The 22,110-nt window shown below is 69.3% G+C and carries 20 protein-coding genes; 5 read left to right on the plus strand and 15 right to left on the minus strand.

Going from position 1 to position 22,110, the window contains the following annotated elements; all coding sequences use genetic code 11:
• Positions 1-375: 375 nt before the first annotated feature.
• The 3 genes from ACYSMR_RS18055 to ACYSMR_RS18065 form a co-directional block, all read right to left on the minus strand.
• Positions 376-1,635 carry a Y-family DNA polymerase gene (locus ACYSMR_RS18055; protein ID WP_461748165.1) on the minus strand — a complete coding sequence of 420 codons (1,260 nt, stop codon included), beginning with the start codon at positions 1,633-1,635 and terminating at the stop codon, positions 376-378.
• Positions 1,636-1,655: 20 nt separating this feature from the next.
• Positions 1,656-2,081: a LexA family protein gene (locus ACYSMR_RS18060; RefSeq protein WP_461748166.1), complete on the minus strand. Its 426-nt coding sequence runs from the start codon at positions 2,079-2,081 to the stop codon at positions 1,656-1,658.
• 555 nt (positions 2,082-2,636) lie between these two features.
• On the minus strand, positions 2,637-3,599 hold the full coding sequence (locus ACYSMR_RS18065; protein ID WP_461748167.1) for a helix-turn-helix transcriptional regulator: 963 nt from the start codon (positions 3,597-3,599) through the stop codon (positions 2,637-2,639).
• 211 nt (positions 3,600-3,810) lie between these two features.
• Between ACYSMR_RS18065 and ACYSMR_RS18070 the strand changes: the two genes are divergently transcribed.
• Positions 3,811-4,761 (plus strand): helix-turn-helix transcriptional regulator, encoded by a 951-nt coding sequence (locus tag ACYSMR_RS18070; protein ID WP_461748168.1) that lies wholly within the window; start codon positions 3,811-3,813, stop codon positions 4,759-4,761.
• A gap of 564 nt (positions 4,762-5,325) precedes the next feature.
• Here the strand turns inward: ACYSMR_RS18070 and ACYSMR_RS18075 are convergent.
• The 6 genes from ACYSMR_RS18075 to ACYSMR_RS18100 form a co-directional block, all read right to left on the minus strand.
• A complete protein-coding gene (locus ACYSMR_RS18075; protein ID WP_461748169.1) occupies positions 5,326-5,649 on the minus strand; it encodes a hypothetical protein in 324 nt (107 codons plus the stop codon).
• Positions 5,650-5,762: 113 nt separating this feature from the next.
• Positions 5,763-6,533, minus strand: a complete 771-nt coding sequence (locus ACYSMR_RS18080; protein WP_461748170.1) for a GAF and ANTAR domain-containing protein — start codon at positions 6,531-6,533, stop codon at positions 5,763-5,765.
• A gap of 136 nt (positions 6,534-6,669) precedes the next feature.
• Entirely contained in the window at positions 6,670-7,848 is a 1,179-nt protein-coding gene (locus ACYSMR_RS18085) for a hypothetical protein (RefSeq protein WP_461748171.1), read from the minus strand.
• 268 nt (positions 7,849-8,116) lie between these two features.
• Positions 8,117-8,332 (minus strand): hypothetical protein, encoded by a 216-nt coding sequence (locus tag ACYSMR_RS18090; RefSeq protein ID WP_251334251.1) that lies wholly within the window; start codon positions 8,330-8,332, stop codon positions 8,117-8,119.
• A gap of 124 nt (positions 8,333-8,456) precedes the next feature.
• Positions 8,457-9,254, minus strand: a complete 798-nt coding sequence (locus tag ACYSMR_RS18095; protein WP_461748172.1) for a hypothetical protein — start codon at positions 9,252-9,254, stop codon at positions 8,457-8,459.
• A complete protein-coding gene (locus tag ACYSMR_RS18100; RefSeq protein ID WP_461748173.1) occupies positions 9,251-9,904 on the minus strand; it encodes a hypothetical protein in 654 nt (217 codons plus the stop codon). The genes ACYSMR_RS18095 and ACYSMR_RS18100 overlap by 4 nt, the downstream gene beginning before the upstream one ends.
• 198 nt (positions 9,905-10,102) lie before the next feature.
• On the opposite strand from ACYSMR_RS18100, the gene ACYSMR_RS18105 reads away from it, so the two are divergent.
• On the plus strand, positions 10,103-10,693 hold the full coding sequence (locus ACYSMR_RS18105; RefSeq protein WP_461748174.1) for a recombinase family protein: 591 nt from the start codon (positions 10,103-10,105) through the stop codon (positions 10,691-10,693).
• Between the two features lie 573 nt (positions 10,694-11,266).
• On the opposite strand, the gene ACYSMR_RS18110 is transcribed toward ACYSMR_RS18105, so the two are convergent.
• The 6 genes from ACYSMR_RS18110 to ACYSMR_RS18135 form a co-directional block, all read right to left on the minus strand.
• Positions 11,267-11,494, minus strand: a complete 228-nt coding sequence (locus ACYSMR_RS18110; protein WP_461748175.1) for a hypothetical protein — start codon at positions 11,492-11,494, stop codon at positions 11,267-11,269.
• A gap of 263 nt (positions 11,495-11,757) precedes the next feature.
• Entirely contained in the window at positions 11,758-12,399 is a 642-nt protein-coding gene (locus tag ACYSMR_RS18115) for a LutC/YkgG family protein (protein WP_461748176.1), read from the minus strand.
• A complete protein-coding gene (locus tag ACYSMR_RS18120) occupies positions 12,392-13,966 on the minus strand; it encodes a lactate utilization protein B (RefSeq protein WP_461748177.1) in 1,575 nt (524 codons plus the stop codon). Before ACYSMR_RS18120 ends, ACYSMR_RS18115 begins: the two co-directional genes overlap by 8 nt.
• Entirely contained in the window at positions 13,963-14,859 is an 897-nt protein-coding gene (locus ACYSMR_RS18125; RefSeq protein ID WP_461748178.1) for a (Fe-S)-binding protein, read from the minus strand. Before ACYSMR_RS18125 ends, ACYSMR_RS18120 begins: the two co-directional genes overlap by 4 nt.
• 342 nt (positions 14,860-15,201) lie before the next feature.
• The gene (locus ACYSMR_RS18130) at positions 15,202-16,500 is read right to left on the minus strand and encodes an MFS transporter (RefSeq protein WP_461748179.1); all 1,299 of its coding nucleotides are present in this window, start codon (positions 16,498-16,500) and stop codon (positions 15,202-15,204) included.
• Positions 16,501-16,564: 64 nt separating this feature from the next.
• Complete coding sequence (locus tag ACYSMR_RS18135) at positions 16,565-16,933, minus strand: L-rhamnose mutarotase (protein ID WP_461748180.1); 369 nt, start codon at positions 16,931-16,933, stop codon at positions 16,565-16,567.
• Between the two features lie 390 nt (positions 16,934-17,323).
• On the opposite strand from ACYSMR_RS18135, the gene rhaI reads away from it, so the two are divergent.
• The 3 genes from rhaI to ACYSMR_RS18150 are packed head-to-tail and all read left to right on the plus strand — an operon-like array spanning position 17,324 to position 22,085.
• Entirely contained in the window at positions 17,324-18,490 is a 1,167-nt protein-coding gene (rhaI, locus tag ACYSMR_RS18140; RefSeq protein ID WP_461748181.1) for an L-rhamnose isomerase, read from the plus strand.
• Positions 18,491-18,544: 54 nt separating this feature from the next.
• Positions 18,545-20,590: a bifunctional aldolase/short-chain dehydrogenase gene (locus ACYSMR_RS18145; protein ID WP_461748182.1), complete on the plus strand. Its 2,046-nt coding sequence runs from the start codon at positions 18,545-18,547 to the stop codon at positions 20,588-20,590.
• 34 nt (positions 20,591-20,624) lie between these two features.
• Positions 20,625-22,085, plus strand: a complete 1,461-nt coding sequence (locus ACYSMR_RS18150) for a rhamnulokinase (RefSeq protein WP_461748183.1) — start codon at positions 20,625-20,627, stop codon at positions 22,083-22,085.
• Positions 22,086-22,110 lie beyond the last annotated feature (25 nt).

The following is a 22,110-nucleotide window of genomic DNA, read 5'->3' on the forward strand; positions in this document are numbered from 1 at the left end:
CTGCCCCCTGTTCCCATCCTGTAAGGCGTCCCGAGAGGTCGACCAATAAGGCATAGGCCCTTCGGCGGCAAGGAGCGGAGAGCCGTTTCCGCTCTGCCCATGATTTTCCGATGGGGAAACTGATCAAGGTGAGCCGGACACATCACATTATCTGGTACCACACCAGTACCAGTGTGGTACCAGTGTGGTACCAATATGGTGCCAAGGTGGTCATCCTTCCCCCTAGGGGTCGGGCTTGCCCATAGCCCCAACCACAAGCAAGGTAGCTACTCTCCCCTTCACGCCATCCACAAATGCAACCAAAAACCTTTGGCAAGCGTTTCGGAGGCCCGCCGGGGCCGAGGAAACGTGCGGCAACCCCTTGCATGTCTTGGGTCAGCTGACGGTACGCAGTTCATTCCAGTCCGTGGTGTATCGGGGTGACAGGTCGGCTTGGCGATTGGCCCAGGGGGCGGGGGAGTGGGCGCCGAGCCGGCCCAGGGCGAGGGTGCCGGTGCCGAAGCGGGCGTTCACCGCATCGATCAGCTCCCCGATCGGAGCCGGCTGCTCGAGCACCCCCGGCAGCACGGGGACGGCACCGTCGGGGGCGAGGTCCAGGCAGAGGATGCCGGCGCGCATGTAGGCCATCCCGTGCAGCAGCTTCGGCACCAGGGCGGCCCGCGCCGCGGACACCAAGGGTCCGGGCTCAGCAGTGGGCACAGCCAGGCGCACATGCGCCGAGACGTTGTGCGTAGGTCCGAGCCGGTGCGGGGAAGTATTGGCGAAGACGGTGAGGCGCCCGGCCACCTCTCCTTCCTTCCGCAGCCGGCGGGAAGCCCGCTGGGCGAACTCGGCCACCGCCTGCCCCACCAGCTCCGGATCCCAGATCGGGTCGGGGAAGGCCCGGCTCACCAGGATCTGGGCCTTAGTGGCCACCTCGTCCTCGACCGGCAGCGCCGGGGTCCCGTTGAGCTCGAGCACGGTACGCATCTGCACCACGGAAAACTTGTGCCGGATCGCCACCGGATCCGCATCCCGGAGATCGGCGACGGTCTCAATCCCGACGGCCTCCAGCCGCTTGGCGAGGCGTCCGGCGATCCCCCACACCTCGGCGACCGGCAACTGCTCCATCAGGCGGTCCCAGTAGCCGGGTGGGGCATGGTCCCAGTGCACGACCCCACCGGTGGCGGGGAGCTTCTTGGCGGTCTCCGTCGCCAGCTTCGCCAGGGTCTTGGTGGGCGCGATGCCGATGCTCACCGGCAGCCCGACATTGCGAGCCACGGTGGCCTTGAGCCGGCGCGCCCACCGCACCTGCTCCGTGCGCGTGCCTTCCGGAGGGAGCAGGAAACACTCATCGATGGAGTACACCTCTTGACCCAGGCTGTGGCGGGCCAGCAGCAGCAGCACCCGTTCGGACAGATCCGCGTAGAGCTGGTAGTTGGAGGACCGCTTTTCCAGTCCCCACCGGGCCGCGTCGGCGCGCAGCTGGAACCAGGGGTCACCCATCCGGATCCCCAGGGCCTTGGCCTCAGCACTGCGGGCGACGACACAGCCGTCGTTGTTGGACAGCACCACCAGGGGCTTGCCGGCCAGGGAGGGTTCGAAGAGCACCTCGCAGGCGGCGTAGAAGTTGTTCACGTCCACCAGGGCGATCACCGCACACCACCATCACGTGCTCAGTGGACGTGGCGGATCCCGTAGACCACCACACCCCAGATCAGCAGCTCACTCAAGGTGGGCACCTCGACGTCGGGGTATGCCGGGTTCTCCGGGTGCAGCACCACCTTCTCCGGGTGCACGTGCAGGGTCTTGATGGTGAAGTCCCCGTCCAGCACGGCGATCACGACATTGCCGTGCTTGGGGGTCAGGGAGCGGTCCACGAGGACTTCGTCGCCGGAGTAGATCCCGATGCCTTCCATGGAGTCCCCGGTGACGCGGAAGAGGTAGGTGGAGGTGACGTCACGGATGAGGACCTCGTTGAGGTCGATCCTCCCGTCGTCGAAGCTGTCCTGGGCAGGGGAGGGGAAGCCGGCCGGAACGCGGACCAGGACCGCAGCCACCCACACGGGGTCATCGGTGGTGAGCGGTACTGGGTGTCTCATGCCGCCAGGATAGAACACCTATTCGACGACAAAACGGCAGAACACCATTTAGCCGTACTGATATGCGCATTCACCAGGCCCGATGCGGGGAATTCTGGCGTGTTGCGCGGACACGCCACGACGGGCGCGGAGCACGACGAGCCGGGGCGCGGAGCAGGTGTGGATCCGGGCCCACCGCATCGTCGGACCGCACAGGCACACTCCCGCATCACCCGATGACTTTGCATTGGCAAAGTACGTATTGTGGGGTTACCACCCAGAGGGTCGTGATCCACCCGGCGGCGTTCCCGTTTCAGGAGCCGCCGGGACCCGACAGGTCCTGGGTGGATGGTGTCCCGAATCCCCCGCGGGGCACCGGACGGGCCCTGCCACCACCCCCCTGTGGCAGGGCCCGCCCCCTGTCCTTGAGCTGGTGAGCACCCAGGACTCGTCCGGCTCGGCTACCGGCCAGGGCTGCCCCTGGGGGAGGGGATGGCGTAGCGACCCAGGAGTGATCCGGGGCCGACCCGGTCGTCAGCGCAGGCAGGGGGTCAGCGCGGGCGGGGGGGGGGGGGGTCAGCGGTGCAGGGTGGCCGCTGGGCTCTCCCCGTACGCGGCGCGGTAGGCGCCGGCGAAGCGGCCCGGGTGGGCGAAACCCCACCGGGCGGCAATGGCCGCCACGGTGACCCCGGCACCCGGGTCGGCGGCCAGCAGGTCGGTATGGGCGGCCGCCAGGCGGGTAGTGCGCAGATAGGCCATCGGGGTGGTGCCCTTCTGACGCCGGAAGGCCGCCTGCAGCCCGCGCGGACTCAACCGGGCCGCCGCAGCGATCTCGACCACCCCGATGGGCTCGCCCAGGTGGGTGTCGATGAAAGCCACCGCCCGGCGCACCGGCCCGCTCACCACCCCGACCGGCTCAGCGGCCTGCGGGCGGTCATGGGCCAGGTGGTCGGTGAAGGTGCTGGGAAAGGTGTGCAGCACCGCGGTGACCACCGACTGCACCACCTGGGCCCGGATCAACGGGGAGGCGGTGGCCGCCTCATTGGGCAGCACCACCCCGATCAGGTGCCCCACGGTGGCCCTCCAATAGCGAGGGTCGATCCCCGGGGTGTGGCCGGTGAAGTGCAACCGGAAGGCCGGTGCATCCAGCAGGGCCCGGGCGTGGTCCTCGACCACACCCACCGGCATGGTCACGGTGGTCAGCCCCAGATCCTCCCACCACCCGGTGTAGGCGGTGGAGGGAAAGAGCATGATCGGGGCCCCCGGCAAGGCCCCGGAGGCGGTGGCCACTCCGAAGCGCCCGGTGCGCAGGTGACCCACCCGCACCACCCCGGTGCCCTCCAGGCCCCCGGTGATCGGCGGGCAACGCATGTCCACCGTCTCCACCGACACCGCCTCCAGGGCCACCGCGGCCAGCTCCAGCCGGAACCGGCCCCCCACGGGGGTGCCCATCCGCAACCGGGTGTAGACCTGCCCCAGCGCCGCCAGGGCCTGCTCCGGGTCCTGGGTGCGGTAATGACTCCTGCGCACACCACCCATAACCGCACCATAAAACCGGAACCGGAGCTGGAACAGTGTTGTCGGGCACCGGGCACGGCGGTCATCATGGGGCCACACCACCGGTGGTGCACCGCCGGCGGTGGACTGCTGAATCGAGAATCAGGGGACCTGCCATGACCAGGTGCACGTTGCTCCCCGGGCGGGGTCGGCCGGGCCCGCCCGCGCTCGAGCCCGCCCCGGTGGGGCGCCAGTGAGCGCGGTCTCCCACGAGAAGCTGGTGGCCGACGACCCGGAGGCGGTCACCGACCTGTTCGCCCAGCTGGGGATGCGCTTCACCCTGGACCCGACCAGCCCCGGGTTCTCCTACCGGGAGGACCGCGCCGGGGACGAGGACCTCACCATCTCCCGGGTGGGGTTGGGCGGAGCGTTCTCCACCTGGGGCGACACCGAAGTCTTCGGCGTGACCGTACTCCACCACGGGTCCCGCTACGAGTGGTCCACCCGTGACGAGGCCGGCACCGGCACCAGGTGCCCGCTGCTGCTGCGCCCCCACCACCCGGCCCTGATCCTCGCCGCGGACCTGGACGCCACCAACATCTACCTCACCGCGCACCTGCTGCAGCAGGTCGCCGACACCGTCTACGGCACCGAGCACACCCCCGTCGCCTTCGCCTCCTCCTACCCGACCACCCCCCGCCTGGGCTCCTACTGGTCCGGGCTGGCCCACTGGGCCGCCGACACCGCCGACTCTGCCGCCTTCGAGGTACCCCTGGTGCGCGCCAACCTCACCCGGCACCTGGCCGTGGCCGCCCTCGAGTGCTTCCCCCTGACCGGTGACCGCCAGACGCGGTCGCTATCCATGGCCGCCCAGACCCGCCGCTACCGCATCGCCACCCAGTTCCTCGACGACCACGCTCACCAGCCGATCACCGTCGAGGACGCCGCCCGTGCGGCGAGCACCACCACCTCCCTCCTGACCCGGGCCTTCCGGGCCAACCACCCCCAGGGACTGAGCCCCACCGAGTACCTGCGGCGGGCACGGCTGGCCGGCGCCCACGCCGACCTCCTCGAGGCCGACCCCACCACCGGGGCCACGGTCGCGGCCATCGCCTCCCGCTGGGGCTTCGCCCACCCCGGCCGCTTCGCCGCCGCCTACCGCACTACCTACGGGGTGCCCCCCAGCATCACCCTGCGCCGCTGAGCCCGGCCCCGCCACCGGGCGCTCACCCGCCACACCCTGAGGGCTGGTCCTGCCCCTCGACGCACCCGCCGGGGAGACCCCGGAGATGGTCAGGAGGTGACAGCTCAGGCTGGGCGCACCGTGCAGCACTGCTGCTCAGGGGCGGTGCGTCCACCGGTTCCCGCAGTTCCGCGACCTGGTGACCCGCGTGTGCTGTGCCTGGGACCGGCGGGGAGACGGAGCGCGCTGCGGGGGCGTTTCCGTCTCCGCCCCGCACCACCCTTATCACCGGTGGTGGTGCGGGAAAGACGACGGGCCCTGCCCATGGGGGGGGGTGGCAGGGCCCGCGTGGGTCCCAGCTGACGGGACACCGGCGATGCGCACCACGCCCCGGCACGCAAGGGGGGTCCGCCGGGGGGCGCAGCTCGCCACTGGCGACATTATCCCTAGTCAGAGCCCTTACCTAATCCGGGCCCCGGGGTCTGTGCAGGCCTCGCGCTGGGACTGTCCACCGGCTCGGCGGGGGGCGTTCACCGCACACGCCGGTGTCCTGCGCCACTGTCCGCCACGCCCCCCGGGGGCGGCTCAGCCGTGGGGGGAGGAGTCCTCGGCGTCCTCTTCGGGAGGGGACCGGGGGTCGGAGGTCAGGCCCGAGAGGATCTCCGTGGAGTACGGGGCCCGCGGTCGGGGCAGCTGGTCGATGAGATTGTTGGCCGCATGGGCCAGCACGTCGCGCTGGAACGGGGACAGGTGCAGGCAGTGGTGCAGATAGGCCTCGATCTCCAGTTCGCTGAGGTTGCCGCCCAGCCGGAAGGCCTGCAGCCACAGCCAGTGGATCTCGATCCCGGCCCGGTGCAGGGCCTCACCCAGCAACCGGGCCTGTTCCCTCCCGGCGGCCTGATCATCCATGCCGTTCCCCCTGTTTCCCGTGTCCTCAAGCAGTCCGGTGATGTACCCGGTGGTGTGCCCGGTGGTGGTCCTGCTCTCGGTGCGGGAACCCCCGCGGTGTCCAGACCCCGTGCTCAGGGGCCGTGGCCGGCGGGACCGGACCGGCGGGGGTCCGATGGAGTGGGGTCAGAGGGGAGCAGGTCGCCCCCGATGGGGTCCTCGGCGGCCTCCAGCAGTTCGCGGGCCAGTTCGGGGGCGGGCCGGTGATCGGCGGCGGCGGTCTCCAGCAGCCACCGGCGCGCGTCCTCGGCACCGAGGTGGCGGCGGGCCATGAGCAGCCCGGTGGCCATGTCCATGGCCTGGCGCTCACCCAGGGCCGCCTGCAGGGCCGCGCTGAGCCGGCGCGGGGCCTGCGGGTCTTGGCCGGCTCCCAGCAGGGTGGCCGCGGCACCGGCCAGCAGCCCCACCATCCGCTCATCGGTGACCGTGAAGGCGCCGGCGGTGGTGGCGTAGATCTTCAACGCCCCCATGGTCTCCCCGCGGAAGACCAGCGGGGTGCTCAGCACCGAGGACACCCCCAGCCTCGCGGCCGCCGCCGACCAGCGCGGCCAGTAGGTGTCGGTGGCGGTGTCCTCGATGCGCTGGGCCACCCCGGTGGCCCAGGCCGACAGGCACGGGCCCTCCCCGAGCTCGTACTGGGCCGCATCGGCGGCCTCGACCACCGCATCGGTGGCCGCGGTGGTGATCTTCGCGCCCTCGGCCTCCAGCAGGGACACCCCGGCCCCGACCGCGGTGTCGATGAGGTCGCGGGCGACCTGGGCCAGTTGCTGCACCGCATCGGTGGCGTCGTGCTGGGACAGCAGCATGCCCTGAATCCGGGCGAAGACCGCCGTCAGCTCAGCCACAGTGGATTCGGGTTCCATGGTGACACTCCCCACCCTCCCCATTGCGACCCCCGCCCCAAGTCCGGGGCCAGGGAAGGGCCGAGCGCCGGGGAAGGGTCGAGGTCAGCTATGGTCTTTCAGACTACGCCTGCCGCCCTCATTCCACCCCTGTCCGTCGGGCAGCCGCCGCCAGTCCGGCCGCGTAGGCGGCCGCGTAGCGCTCCTTCAACGGACGCCGCTCCCGCACCCCCTCACCACCGGACCTAACGGCCACGCCGGACCCTCCGACCCCCGCCTCATCCATTGGGGTCTCGGCTGCCAACGGCCGGGCGGCCTGTCGCTGAGCGTGACGGTGGGCGGCGGCGATGGCTTGGGCCCGGCGCTGCTCGGCTTCGGCCGCGGCGCGTTGGTCCGGGGAGCGGTGGGGGGTGCCGTCCTGGTGGGTCCAGGCGCGCAGGCGGGCGGCGAACCAGGCCCCGGGGTTCTCGATGCCGTGCACGGCATCGTAGGGGTAGCGGTGGCCGTTAGGTGTCCAGTCCAGGGCGTGGAGGATGTCGGCGATGGTCCAGCCGGCCTCGAAGTGGCGTTTGGCCACGGAGGTGACGTAGGCGGTGGTGATCTGGCGCAGGACCAGGGCGTGGTGTTGGAGTTCCAGCCCCGCACAACGATAAGCATGCTTCCAATCCTGACGGGTCGCCCCCTCACTTGAAGGCCTCACCGTTGCATGAGCTGGCCACAGCGGAGCTGATCGCTCTGACAGTGCGGCTTGGACCTCCCGCCGCTGTGCGGCGGCTTTAGCCGTGGGTCGCGGCGTAGCCGCGTCCTTCTGGGAAAACTCGTCGCGCGCGTGCGGGGGAGGACATGCCCCCTTCGGGGGGACCGGGCCGACATTTATATCTACAGGCATCGGCTCCTCTGCTGTTGCCTTCGGCCCAGGGGTGGACGATGGGGCGGTGACAGTGAGGGCGTAGACGGGGGCCTCGCCCTGCTTCTTGCCCGTGGACCGGGGCGTGTAGGCGGCCGAGCGGCCGGTGGCGACCACGGCGAGCAGGCCCCAGGTCTTGAGCCGGCGAATCATCCGCCCCACGGAGTCCTCATGGACCCCAAGACGTTCGGCCACCCAAGCCCAGGTGGTGCGCCAGGTGCGCGAGGCCGGGTCCTGCTGCACGGCAATGACATCGATCAACGCCCGCATGTTGGCTCGGCCGTCGGCGCGCATCAGCTCTAGGGCGGGGTGCTCCAAGGCAGTCCGCTTCCACGCCACCACGTGGCGGGCCAGCCGGCACCCAGTGGGCACGGCACGCAGCACCACGGCCTTGGAGCGTTCGTACTGCACGCGCACCCGACGGCGCCGCGACGGGAGGTCTTTGTCGGGCTCAGAGGCAGCCTTAGAAGCGAGCTGTGAGCGAAAATCGACACGACTGAGTAGCGAGGGGTCCCCTTGCGGGAACGCCTCAGGTACACTAGGAGACACAACAGTCCCCTGGTATTGGGTTCATAACCAGTTCCGATTCAGTTAGCTGTTGGAACGGCTGTCGCAGTTTGGCGACGGAGACAGCCGAATGACTTAGACGGCCCGCCCGGCAAGGCGGGCCGTCAGTCGTTTAAGACGCTTTGGAGATCGGCAGGCGCGGATCCTCCCTGTTGTCGAGTTTGTTAGGGAGTTCGGCATCGCGCTCAATGAGCGCACCGATGTACTCCGCCATCGACAATCCCGTGGTAGCAGCAGCTTCTGCTGCTAAACGATGCTGCTCTGGAGTCAGGCGCGTGCTGAAGGGCACCTTGTTCCCCTGCATCTTCGGGGGCTTGTAGTCGATCATGGTGGTCAGTCTTACACACCGCATGCGCATGCGCCAGGCAATATGCGCGTGTCTCCACGGATTCGTATTTTGGTGCTTCGTGTCCAGGTTCCGCGATGTAGAAACTAATGCAGTTGCACGGCCATCAGCGCCGAATGGGCCCATTAGGCGCTTCAGCGAGGATTGTGAGTGATTGCTGGGCTCTGAGTCGCTGGCGTTGGGGGAGCAGTCCCCACGCTGGGTGGTCGGCGGGGAGGTTTCGGGCCAGGACTCTGATCCGCCGCGGGTCGTTCTGCGTCCACGCCTGGTGGTCTTCGACTAGTTCGTCCGCGTCGACGATGGTGCTCAGCAGCACCACGGCGTCTTCCAGGTGGCGACCGGTGTCGCGGGAGTCTTCCTGGTAGGCGCCTCCCTTGAGGGTCAGAGCCCCCAGGACGTCGGGCACGCTGATGACGATGTTGGATCCGTCGGAGCGGGTGATGTGGCAGTTCACCGTCTTGCGCAGCGCGCTGGTGGCTCCGGGAATCCGCATGAGGTTTTTCCCCGGCGCGCGCATCTCCATGGCCTTGGGTGCGACGTGGTCGGCGATCAGGACGTCGATGACGTCCCCGTCGCGCACGAATCGGTGGGAGGGGGCCTTGGTGTTGTTCGGGCGCTGCAGTCGGTAGCCGCACTGGTGCAGCGCCTGGGTGGTGCGAGCCCAGGACATGGTGGTCTCGATGTGGAGGACGATGTCGACGTCGGTGGTTGAGCGCTGGGGGATCATGCCGGCGTGCAGGGCGTGCAACTGGACCATCAGACCACCGACGAGCGTCCACGATCCTGGTGGCATGGCCTCTGCCAGTTCCAGCGCCAGCGGCCACGGCGGGGCGAAGCCTCCGGTGGGCTCCTCCAGTTGCCAGGTAGGGCGCTTCGGTGAGGCGCTGGGCTGGTCGGCGCTCACGGGGCCAGCACCGCCTGCAGCACCCCGTGAGCCGCGGCCCGTTCGCGGGTGGTGCCGCGTTCGACGAGATCCAGGGCGGTGGTGATGATCGAGTCCACCGGCACCTCGTCGCTGACGTGGAGGAAGACCTCTCCTTCGGCATCGGCGACCAGGCCAAACCGCGTGAGCGCCTCCTCGAGAACGTCCCCACGCAGGTAGCCCTCGATGATCTGCGACTGGCCACCGGTCAGGCCGAACCGGGCGGCCACCTCGGGGTTTTCCAGGGCGGATCGCCCGGACAGCATCAGCGCTTCTTTCAGAGCCGCAGGTCGTCGCCGGGTCTGGGTCATCCGCCGGGTCTGGGCCCGCCCGGCCGCCAAGCGGACGAACTCCTCAATGCTCAGGTCGGCGAGGCGGCGCTTGAGGCGGAACAGCGTCCGGTCCGCCGCCCGGGTGGTCCACCCATGTTCGAGCAACTCAATCGCGGCCCAAGCGGTGCTGCTGTTCCACCGCCGTCCCGGGCCCCTGCCCGTCTGGCGCCGCTGGGTGATGGCGGTGTCCTCGACGAGAAGCGTCCGGCCCACGCGCCGCACGATCTGCAGCTGCCCCTGTTGGGCCAGCCGCTGGGCCTGACGGGGTGACACCCCCAAACGGGCCGCGGCTTCAGCCATGGTCAACTCCATGCCACATATAGTCGCATAAGCGACCGTATGTGGCAACGTACGCCCAAACCAAGGGATGCGAGACGTCTCGTCAAACTTTTTTGCGGCCGCGAGATTCCGGGGCGCGGAGTGTCTCGTAGCTATGTGCTTTATCTATGGCCCTAGAATTAGTTACTCACCGTAGGTTGCGAGACAGATGGGGTTGACGTGGGCAAGTTGATTGGGTATGCGCGTGTGTCGACGCGGCAGCAGGACGCGGACCGGCAAGTGCATGACCTTCTACATGCAGGCGTGCGGCGCGATGACCTCTATGTCGATCATGGAATGTCTGGAGGACGTGGATTCCGTCCGGCCTTCGACAAGGCGATTGGTGCCATCGAGGAGGGTGACACGCTGGTGATTACCACGTTGGACCGTCTAGGACGCTCGACGCACAACATGCTGACCTTCGCCGAGGCCCTGCGGAGCAGGGGCGCGGGGTTGCGGGTGCTCAACCTGGGTGGGGGAGACGTGGACACGGCCACCCCGATGGGGTCGATGGTCTTCACCGTCATGGCTGCCCTGGCGCAGATGGAACTCGAAATTAAGCGAGAGAGGATCACCGACTCCGTGGCCAAGCGGAGGGCGGCCGGCAAAGACCTCGGCGGACGACGTCCCACTTTCACCGACTCCCAAATCCGCAACGCCCTGCGCCTGATCGATTCCGGGGAGCCAGCCACTCAGGTGGCCCGCGACCTGGGAATGTCCCGGGCCACCCTCTATCGACGCATCCGGGAGCTTTCGACATTGGTGGACTGAACGTCTGTTAGTGATGGAGGCGTCGTCTTGTCTGCGGAAGCTGTTGCTTTGGCGGTAGCGGCAGGTAGTGGCGGTTCCACGATGACATTGGCGCAAGCCCCATCGTGGGCCGGACAGATGTTGGTCAGTGCGCGAGGACAGGAGCCAGTGACGATGGGCTGTGGTCAGTCTCGGTGAGGACGATGGTGTGGCAATGCTGCCGGCTCCGAGCAGTGGCTCTCGGAGCCGGCAGAGCCCCGGGACGCCTGCTCCGGTAGGACCGCCTGAGACGGCTAGGAGGCAGACGTCCAGCTGGCTGGTCCCGACCCGTGGTGTTGCGGGACCGGTCAGCTGCCGGGCGTTCCTCTTCTCCCGGTTGGTCAGGCAGATGACCAGAAGAGGAACGTCTGTAGGGCCGGCCCCGGGCAGTGCATGTCGGAGGCGGCCGGTCTTTGATGGGTCTTCCGTTGGCGGATGGTGCGGTCGGAGGACGGTGGTGTGGTCACACGTGTCTCGTGGGCGACAGGGTGTCGGGTCGCGGAGGTGGCCAGGGCCGTGGGTTAGCGACGGGCTCTCGCGGGAGCGTGCAGTAGATCACCGGAAGCTTCGCTCCCGGGTGCTTCGGCCGCAATGGCGGAGTTGGTAGTCGTTCAGGTCCAACATTCGCCGCTCTCCTAGGTCGACGTCGCGGATCCAGATCACCTTGAGCTTCCGGGAGATGACTTCCACGATGCCCACGTGGTGCAGCGCCGGTCCTAACCATGCTTGAACCCGATCCCCAGTGCGCAGGTCGGCCGGAGGTATGGGCTTGATGCTGGTCATGAATACCTTTCAAGGTGTACCCGATGTGGTGATCTGGTTCATCGTTGCGCCTGTGCCCTGGTATCCAGAAGCATTGGCGGCGTCCCGGTGGGACGGGATGCCGCGGTCAAGCTCCGCGGACGTGAAACGAGTGATGCCTACTTGATGGAAGCCCCGGTGGTATGGAATTCCAGCAGGCTGGATGATGCGTAATCCGATGATCTCTGGTGGCCAGACGATGTAGCTGTCACGGGGAAACACTGAATCCTGTGGGAGGAAGGTTGCTAGCCGAGCAGGATGACATCGAGCCGCCGCGGCCCGTGCACGCCCTCCACGCGCTCGAGCTCGATGTCGGAGGTCGCCGACGGCCCGGAGATCATCGTGACCGGCGCCGTGGGCGTGATGCGCGCCAGGGCCTCGGGCACGAGCTCGACCACCGAGGCCAGCGGCACCACGCAGATGTGGTGGTCGGGCACCAGGGTGATGGCGCGCCGGCCTTCCTCGGGGCGGCCGGTGAGGAAGATCGTGCCGGTCTCCGCGCACGAGACGGTCGAGGACGTCACCACGGCGTCCACCGCGTTGAGCTCGCGCACTCCCAGGGCCGCGGGCTGCCGGGCGTCGTCGGGGTCCACGATCGCGCGCCGGGCGGCGGTGTCCTCCGGCAGCCAGGAGGGGTTCAGCCCGGCGGGCACCACGTACCGGGCGGACGCCCCGAGCAGCTGCGCGATCCTCCCGGGGAGGGACGCGGCGGTCTCGTGGTGGACGCCGGCCTTGTAGTCGAGGAGCCGGTCCTCGAGCATCTCGACGACCTCCGCGCGCGGGCGGTCCGAGCAGACGCGGTAGTCGCGCGGCACCTCGGGGACCGACGGGGCGTCGTGCAGCGCCCCGCGGATGCGGGCGAGGATCTCGGTCTTGGCGTCAGTCATTGCTCTCCCTGTCGTGGTGGGTGTCGATCCCGGATCTGCTCCCGGCCGCGGGAGCGGGGCCGCCGTCCTGGGCCACCCGCTGCTGGGTCTCGTCGGCGTGGCTGGCCCACCAGTTCCGGAAGGACTGCCTGGGCGGGGCGGGGAGGTCCCGCTGCTCGGTCCAGCCGCCCGCCACACCGGGCAGCCAGGAGATCGCGCGGTCGGGCCCGGCGACCGCCCGCCCCAGGGGTAGCCCCTTCTCGGCGGCGGCCATGCGTTTACCGGAGGACATCACGACCGACGCCCCCTTCATCATCAGGTCCATCTGCGACGGGACCCGCGGTGAGGGTTTGCTGCGCACGTCTTCGTCGCGCAGGTGGACGAGGATCTCGGGGATGTTGATCTTCACCGGGCAGACGTCGTAGCAGGCCCCGCACAGCGAGGACGCGTAGGGCAGGGACGCGTTCTGCTCGGAGGTGATGCCGGTGAGCTGCGGGGACAGGATCGCCCCGATCGGGCCCGGGTAGGTCGAGCCGTAGGCGTGGCCGCCGGTCTGCTCGTAGACCGGGCACACGTTCAGGCACGCGGAGCAGCGGATGCAGTGCAGCGCCGAGCGCCCGGCGGGGTTGGAGAGCACGGCGGAGCGGCCGTTGTCGAGCAGCACCACGTGCACCTCCTGCGGCCCGTCGCCGGGGGTCACCCCGGTCCACAGGGAGGTGTAGGGGTTCATCCGCTCCCCGGTGGAGGAGCGCGGGAGCAGTTGGAGGAAGACCTCGAGGTCGGCGAAGGTCGGCACGAGCTTCTCGATGCCCATCACGGTGATCAGGGTCTCGGGCAGGGTCAGGCACATCCGCCCGTTGCCCTCGGACTCCACCACGGCCAGCGTCCCGGTGGCGGCCACCCCGAAGTTGGCCCCGGAGATCGCCACCGAGGTGGAGAGGAACTTCTCCCGCAAGTGGGTCCGCGCCGCCTCGGCCAGATCCCGCGGCTCACTGGTCAAGGAATCATCAGTCTGGGGCATGCCCTTCCGGAAGATCTCCCGCACCTCATCACGATTGCGGTGGATCGCCGGGACCAGGATGTGGGAAGGCCGGTCATCGGCGAGCTGGACGATCAGCTCGGCCAGGTCGGTCTCCGTGGCCGTGATCCCGTGGGCCTCAAGATGCTCGTTGAGGCCGATCTCCTGGGTGGCCATGGACTTGATCTTGATGGCCTCCGTGGACCCGGTGGCCTGCACGAGCTCGGTGACGATCCGGTTGGCCTCCGCCGCGTCGCGGGCCCAGTGGACGGTCGCACCCCGGGCCGTGGCGTTGCGCTCGAACTCCTCGAGCAGCGCAGGGAGGTCCGCCATCACCTGGGCCTTGATGGCGGAGCCGGCGGCGCGCAGCGCCTCCCAGTCGGGTAGCTCCGCCACCACGGCCGCGCGCTTGCCGCGGATGGTGTGCGTGGCGTGGCGGATGTTGGCGCGCATCTGCGTGTTGCCCATCTCGGCCTTCGCGGCGGCGGGGAACGAGGTGTGCGCGTGCAGGTTGCCCTGACCGTGGACAGGACGGACGGCGGGCATTCCCAATGCAATACGACGGGTCATCGGGCGCCTCCTGTGGTGTGGGACGAAACGGACGAAGAAGCCCACCTCGCAGGGCCCGCCGCCGAGGAACGCGCTGGCGAGCAGCCACCGCGCCCTCCGTGCTTTGGGATGGACAGCTCGACCGGCCCGGAGACCTCGAGCGGGTTCGCGCGGGTGGAGGCGAGGATCTCGGCGAAGTGCACGGTGCCCACGCCCGTGCCCCGGCGGGCCATGGCCCCGCCCAGGTGCAGAAGGCAGGAGGCGTCGCCGCCGGTGCACAGCTCGGCTCCGGTGGCGACGATGTTGCCGATCTTCTCCTCGGCCATCGCCGCGGAGACCTCGGGGACCTTGAAGGAGAAGGTCCCGCCGAAGCCGCAGCACTCCTCGGCGTCGGGCAGCTCGACGAACTCGAGCCCCGCCACCGAGCGGACGAGGTCCTTCTGCCGGTCGCCCAGGCGCAGCAGGCGCATCCCGTGGCAGGAGGGGTGGTAGGTGACCCGGTGCGGGAACCAGGACCCGAGCTGGCCGGCGGCATCACTCACGCCGAGCACATCGACCAGCAGCTGGGACAGCTCGTAGGTGGTGCCGGCGACGGCCGCCGCGGCGCGGGCCAGGTCCTCGTCGCCGGCCGCGCGGGCGATCATCGGCTGCTGGTGGCCCAGCGAGGCCACACAGGAGCCCGACGGCGCCACGGCGACGTCGTAGTCGGCGGCAGAGAACGCCTCCACGTGGTTGCGCACCACGGGCAGGGCATCGGCGAAGTAGCCGCTGTTGACGTGCATCTGGGAGCAGCAGCCCTGGCCGGGCGGGAACACGACCTCGTGGCCCAGCCGCTCCAGCACGCGCACGGTGGCCAGCGCGACCCGGGGGTACATCGCGTCCACGATGCACGTGGCGAACAGTGCGATTCTCATGCGGCCTCCAGTTGGTTTGTGAACATCTTTGATCCGTTCCGGAAAGTGAGGTGGGGGCCTCGGGGGCTCCGACGTAGTGAAGAGGCAGTCATTTTCATTTGACCAGGGTGTGATCGGGAAGGTGCTTGGGGAAGGCGAAGCTACTGCCACTGCGCGGGCTGAAGGCTCGGCTGTGGCATTTCGGGTGGCACAACGTTGTTGCTGTGGCCGGTGGTCTATCCAGGGTGGATGGCCACCAAGACTGCAAGGGTGAGTGGCGTGCTTATGGTGAATGATGTCCTGGCTCACCGGCTCGGCGCCGGTGAGCCAGGAAATCATGCCGTGCTGATGTGGGCGGGTTGGTTAGCGTGCTTCTTCTTCGACCCGGGCGGGGAACTCGCCGTAGCGCTCCGCCTCGATCTGCTCCAGGGACTTCCCGCGGGTGTCCGGGGCCCAGATGACGCCGATGATCAGGGCCGCCACGAGAGCGGCGATCATGATCAGGCCCACGAAGGGCACGCCGCGTTCGGCGAGCAGGGTGGGGAACCAGTAGCTGAGCAGGCCGACCACGATGCGGGCGGTGAAGAAGAGCACGCCCTGGGCGCTGGCCCGGTAGCGGGTGGCGAACATCTCGGCGGCCCACAGGGCGTAGAAGGCCTGGGCGCCGATGCCGGCGGAGATGCCCCACAGGGCGGCGAAGAGGATGAGCACCGGCATGGTGACGTGGGCGAAGACGAGCAGGAGCCAGGCGGCGATGCCCAGCACCGCGCCGATGCCGTAGAGCAGGCGCCGGTCGACGCGGTCGCCGTACTTCATGAACCCGAAGTAGGTGGCCAGGACCGTGAGAGACCACAGCAGCACCTGCAGGAGGTTCTGCTGGGTGGCGGACTCCACCCCGGAGGTCTCGTAGACCCGGGGCATGAAGATGCCCATCTGCCCCGCCACGAGGTTCCACAGGGCGTAGACGCCGGTGAGGAAGAGCAGGGCCTTGAGGTTGGTCGTGTTGGTGAGCAGCTCGCGGTAGTTGCGGCGCTTGATCCCGGCCGCCTCGGACGCGCGGCGTTCCTGGTCGGCCTTCTTCCAGGTGTGCGACTCGGACAGGCCCCGGCGGACCCACCAGGTGATGAAGGCGATGACGAACAGGTGGGCGAAGACGATGCGGCTGCCCAGCAGGCCCAGGGGCACCACGAAGGTGGCGAACAGGAACACCAGGGCCGGGGCCAGGGACCAGGCGAACTGGGCGGTGCCCACGTGCTTGGCGCGCTGCTCGGAGGGGGCTTCCTCGGCGATGTAGGTCCAGGCCACGGGCACGCCGGCGCCGACGGCGATGCCGGTGAGGATCACGCCGAGGACCAGCATCCAGGGGGCGACGGCGAAGATCACGAACGCCGTGCCGATCATGTAGAGGATCAGGTCGTAGGTGTAGATGAACTTCCGGCCGTAGCGGTCCCCGAGGGGCCCGCCGATCATCGCGCCGATCGCCGAGCCGAAGGCGTTGGCGCTGAGTGCGGCGATGAGGCCGACGACGAGGTTGGTGAAGCCGAAGTACTCCTGCCACAGGGTCAGGCTGGTGGCCAGGGCGATGATGGAGCCGGCTTCGATGTAGTTGGACATGGACACGGCGATGGTGGCTTTCCAGCCGCCGAGCTTCGTGGTGCTCATGGCGAGCCTTTCTGCGGTGCGGAGACGGTGCGAGGGAGCGGGTGCGAGCGGCGCCCGGGGTGGATCAGGTCAGGCGGAAGTACTGGGTCAGCGGTTCCGCGGAGCTGCCCTCGACGAAGTACGGGGCCATTTCGGCCTGCCACCGGGCGTTGACCGGATGGGCGTCCATCGCCTGCTCGGTGGCGGCGGCGTCGTCGGCCTCGAAGTAGCCCACGACGAGCCCGTCCTCGGGGCGCAGGAACAGGGAGTAGTTGCGCCACCCGGTCTCCCGCAGTGCGGCGAGCATCTCGGGCCAGACCCGCTGGTGCACCTCGACGTACTCCGCCAGCCGTTCCGGCCGGACGTGGAGCAGGAAGCACCGGCGGGTGCGCGTGACCTCTTGGGGAAGCCGAATCAGCTCCTGCAGAGCGGCAGGGGTGGCGTGGGTGCCCATGCAGCACTCCTTCGTCATGGGACGGCCTCGGGAGGGCCGGGAACGGGTCGGAAGCAGGAGAGCCGGCTGCGGGAGCCGCACGGGCCTCGGTGTGATGGAGGCTTGTGAGGTGCATCTCACTGTTGCGTCCATCGTACCGAAAAATTGAGACGTTTCAAGAAGCGTGTGTGATCTGTTGCACTGACTAACTCTGATAGGAGTCCCCAGACTCTCCTCTGCTACCTTGCGAGACTGCCTTCCGACCAGCTTCGCCGGAATAAAGGGATAAAGCTTTCTGTCGAGGAGCGTTGACGTGATGCAGCTCACCAGCTAATCTGGTGAAACGATTCAAGCTGTTTCTGAGGTGCCGTTCTGGTTCCTCGCCCCGTCTCCCACCGAGAAGTGAAGGTCATGACGACATTCGACGACATCGCCCCCCAGCTCGCCGCCCAGGCCATCGAGCTCCCTTCGTGGGCGTTCGGCAACTCCGGGACCCGCTTCAAGGTCTTCGGCACCCCCGGCACCCCGCGCACCGTCGAGGAGAAGATCGCCGACGCCGCCACGGTGCACCGGTTCACCGGCCTGGCCCCGACCGTGGCGCTGCACATCCCCTGGGACAAGGTCGAGGACTATGCCCAGCTGGCCCGTTACGCGGCCGAGCAGGGCGTGGGTCTGGGCACGATCAACTCCAACACGTTCCAGGACGATGACTACAAGTTCGGCTCCCTCACCCACACGGACCCCGCCGTGCGCCGCAAGGCGGTCGACCACCACCTCGAGTGCCTGCAGATCATGGACGCCACCGGCTCGAGGGACCTGAAGATCTGGCTGGCCGACGGCACCAACTACGCCGGCCAGCAGGACCTGCGCGGGCGCCAGGACCGCCTGGCCGAGTCCCTGGCCGAGATCTACGCCCACCTGGGCGCCCACCAGCGGCTGGTGCTGGAGTACAAGTTCTTCGAGCCGGCGTTCTACCACACCGACGTCCCGGACTGGGGCACCTCCTACGCTCAGGTCGCGGCCCTGGGGGAGAAGGCCCTGGTGTGCCTGGACACCGGCCACCACGCCCCGGGCACCAACATCGAGTTCATCGTCATGCAGCTGCTGCGCCTGGGGAAGCTGGGCTCCTTCGACTTCAACTCCCGCAACTACGCCGACGACGACCTCATCGTCGGGGCCGCGGACCCGTTCCAGCTGTTCCGGATCATGGTCGAGGTCGTCCGCGGCGGCGGGCTCGACCCCGCCTCCGGGGTGGCGTTCATGCTCGACCAGTGCCACAACGTGGAGGAGAAGATCCCCGGACAGATCCGCTCGGTGCTCAACGTCCAGGAGATGACCGCCCGGGCGCTGCTGGTGGACCGCGTGGCGCTCACCGCCGCGCAGGAGGCAGGGGACGTGCTCGGCGCCCACCAGGTGCTCATGGACGCCTTCTACACCGACGTGCGTCCCGCCCTGGCCGCCTGGCGCGAGACCCGCGGCCTGCCCGCCGACCCGATGGCCGCCTACGCGGCGTCGGGCTACCAGCAGCGCATCAACGCCGAGCGTGTCGGCGGCACCCAGGCCTCCTGGGCCTCCTGACCCTGTTTTCCTGACTGCTCTTCTCCCCACCGACCCCGAGAGAGATCCCTGATCATGCACACCACCACCCATTCCGTTGTCGCCGACCTGATCGCCCGCTCCAACCGGCTGGGCGCAGACCCGAAGAACACCAACTACGCCGGCGGCAACACCTCCGCCAAGGGCACCGCCACCGACCCCGTCACCGGGGAGGAGGTCGAGCTGCTGTGGGTCAAAGGCTCCGGCGGCGATCTCGGGACCCTCACCGAGCAGGGCCTGGCCGCCCTGCGCCTGGACCGTCTGCGGGCCCTCGTGGGCGTCTACCCCGGGGTGGAGCGCGAGGACGAGATGGTCGCGGCCTTCGACTACTGCCTGCACGGCAAGGGCGGGGCGGCCCCGTCCATCGACACCGCCATGCACGGGCTGGTCGACGCCGCCCACGTCGACCACCTGCACCCGGACTCCGGCATCGCCGTCGCCACCGCCGCCGACGGCGAGGCCCTCACGGCCGAGATCTTCGGCGGGAAGGTCGTGTGGGTGCCCTGGCGCCGCCCCGGCTTCCAGCTGGGCCTGGACATCGCCGCCATCAAGGACGCAAACCCGCAGGCGATCGGGTGCATCCTGGGCGGGCACGGCATCACCGCGTGGGGGGAAACCTCGGAGGAGGCCGAGGCCAACTCCCGGTGGATCATCGACACCGCCGAGGCCTACATCGACCAGCACTCGAAGCCCGAGCCCTTCGGCTCTGTCCTCGACGGCTACGAGGCCCTGCCCCAGGCCGAGCGGCGGGCGAAGGCCGCGGCCCTGGCCCCGGTGATCCGCGGGCTGGCCTCCGCCGACCGCCCCCAGGTGGGCCACTACACCGACGACTCCCGCGTGCTGGAATTCCTCGCCGCCGCCGAGCATCCGCGCCTGGCGGCCCTGGGCACCTCCTGCCCTGACCACTTCCTGCGCACCAAGGTCAAGCCCCTGGTGCTCGACCTGCCCGCCGACGCCCCCGTCGAGGACTGTGTCGCGCGGCTGAAGGAGCTGCACGCGGCCTACCGCGCCGACTACCGGGCCTACTACGACCGCCACGCCACCGACGGCTCCCCGGCCATCCGTGGGGCGGACCCGGCGATCGTGCTGGTGCCGGGGGTGGGGATGTTCTCCTTCGGCAAGGACAAGCAGACCGCCCGGGTCGCCGGGGAGTTCTACCTCAACGCCATCAATGTCATGCGCGGGGCCGAGGGCATCTCCACGTACGCCCCGATCGAGGAGGCGGAGAAGTTCCGCATCGAGTACTGGGCCCTGGAGGAGGCCAAGCTCGCCCGCATGCCCAAGCCCAAGCCCTTGGCCACCCGCATCGCCCTGGTCACCGGGGCGGCCTCGGGCATCGGCAAGGCCATCGCCACCCGCCTGGCCGCCGCAGGGGCGTGTGTGGTGATCGCCGACCTCGACCTCGAGAAGGCACGAGCCGCGGCCGCCGAGATCGGCGGTCCGGACGTGGCGATCGGGGTGGCTGCCAACGTCGCCGACGAGGCCGCCGTGCAGGCGGCCATGAATGAGGCCGTGCTCGCCTTCGGCGGGGTGGACCTGGTGGTCAACAACGCCGGGCTGTCCCTGTCGAAGCCCTTGCTGGAGACCACCGAGGCCGACTGGGACCTGCAGCACGACGTCATGGCCAAGGGCTCCTTCCTCGTCTCGAAGGCCTCCGCGAAGGCCATGATCGCCCAGGACATGGGCGGGGACATCGTCTACATCTCCTCCAAGAACTCCGTCTTCGCCGGGCCCAACAACATCGCCTACTCCGCCACCAAGGCCGACCAGGCCCACCAGGTGCGGCTGCTGGCCGCCGAGCTCGGTGAGCACCAGATCCGCGTCAACGGCATCAACCCCGACGGGGTGGTGCGCGGCTCCGGGATCTTCGCCGGGGGCTGGGGCGCCAAGCGCGCGGCCGTCTACGGGGTGCCGGAGGAAGAGCTGGGCAAGTTCTACGCCCAGCGCACCCTGCTCAAGCGCGAGGTGCTGCCTGAGAACGTCGCCAACGCGGTCTTCGCCCTCACCGCCGGGGACCTCTCGCACACCACCGGGCTGCACATCCCGGTCGACGCCGGCGTGGCCGCCGCGTTCCTGCGCTGAGCCCCGGCACAGCAACGACGACAAGGAGACGACCATGACAAGAACAGTGGCGGCGGTGGACCTCGGCGCCACCAGTGGCCGGGTGATCCTGGGCGGATTCGTGGACGGGCGCGTCCGCCTGCGCCACCTCGCCCGCTTCCCCAACCAGCCCGTGCGCCTGCACGAGGGCGACCGGGAGGGGCTGCACTGGAACATCACCGAGCTCCACCGGTCCCTGACCGCCGGGCTGGCCCAGGCACTGCGGGACGAGCCCGGCGTGGCCTCAATCGGGATCGACTCCTGGGCGGTGGACTACGCCCTGCTGCGGGCCGGGCGGATGCTGGGGGTGCCCTACCACTACCGCGACGAGCGCACGGCCGCCGGCGTGGCGGCCGTGCACGCCCGGGTGGGCCCGAAGGAGCTGTACCAGCGCAACGGGCTGCAGCACCTGCCCTTCAACACCCTCTTTCAGCTGGCCGCCGACCGGGCCGCCGGGACGCTTCAGCTCGCCGACCGGGCGCTGCTGATCCCCGACCTGATCGGGTACTGGCTGACGGGGCAGCAGGTGGCCGAGGCCACCAACGCTTCCACCACCGGGCTGCTCGACGCCCGGTCCGGGCAGTGGGACACCGGGCTGATGGACCAGCTGGGGATTCCTGCGGACCTTCTGGCCCCGGTCATTGCCCCCGGCACCACGATCGGTGCATTGCTCCCGGGCCTCGCGAGGGAGCTGGGGGCCCGGCCCGGCCTGCAGGTCACCGCGGTCGGCTCCCACGACACCGCCTCGGCCGTGGTCGCCGTCCCGGCGACCGGCGACGACGCGGCGTTCATCTCCTCCGGGACGTGGTCGCTGGTCGGGGTGGAGCTGGAGTCCCCGGTGCTCACCGAGGCCAGCCAGGCGGCGAACTTCACCAACGAGGGCGGGGTGGACGGGCGGGTGCGGTTCCTCAAAAACGTGTCGGGGCTGTGGCTGCTCACCGAGTCGATCCGCACCTGGGACGGACCCGGGGCCACCGACGCCCAGCGCACCAGCGACCTCGCCGCCCTGATCGCCGAGGCCGCCGCGGTGACCCGTCCCGTGCCGGTCTTCGACGCCACCGACGCCCGCTTCACCGCCCCCGGGGACATGCCCGCCCGCATCGACGCCTGGTGCCGGGAGCACGACGTGGAGCCCCCGCGCACCCGCGCCGAGGTGGTGCGCTCGATCCTGGAGTCGCTGGCGGCGGCCTACGCCACGACCATCGAGCAGGCGCAGGAGCTGTCCGGGCGGCCGATCCGCACCGTGCACATCGTCGGGGGCGGGTCGCAGAACACCTTGCTGTGCCAGCTCACGGCCGACCGCACCGGCCGCACGGTCTACGCCGGGCCGGTGGAGGCCACCGCGGTCGGCAACGTCCTGGTGCAGATGCGAGCCGCCGGCATCGTCTCGGGCAGTCTCGAGGCCCTGCGAGACATCGTGGCCACCACCTTCGCGCCCGTCCGCTACGATCCGCGGGTGTTGACCACACTGTCCTGATGGGAGAGGCCCGGCGTCACGCAGA

It is taken from the genome of Kocuria sp. U4B, assembly GCF_054875615.1.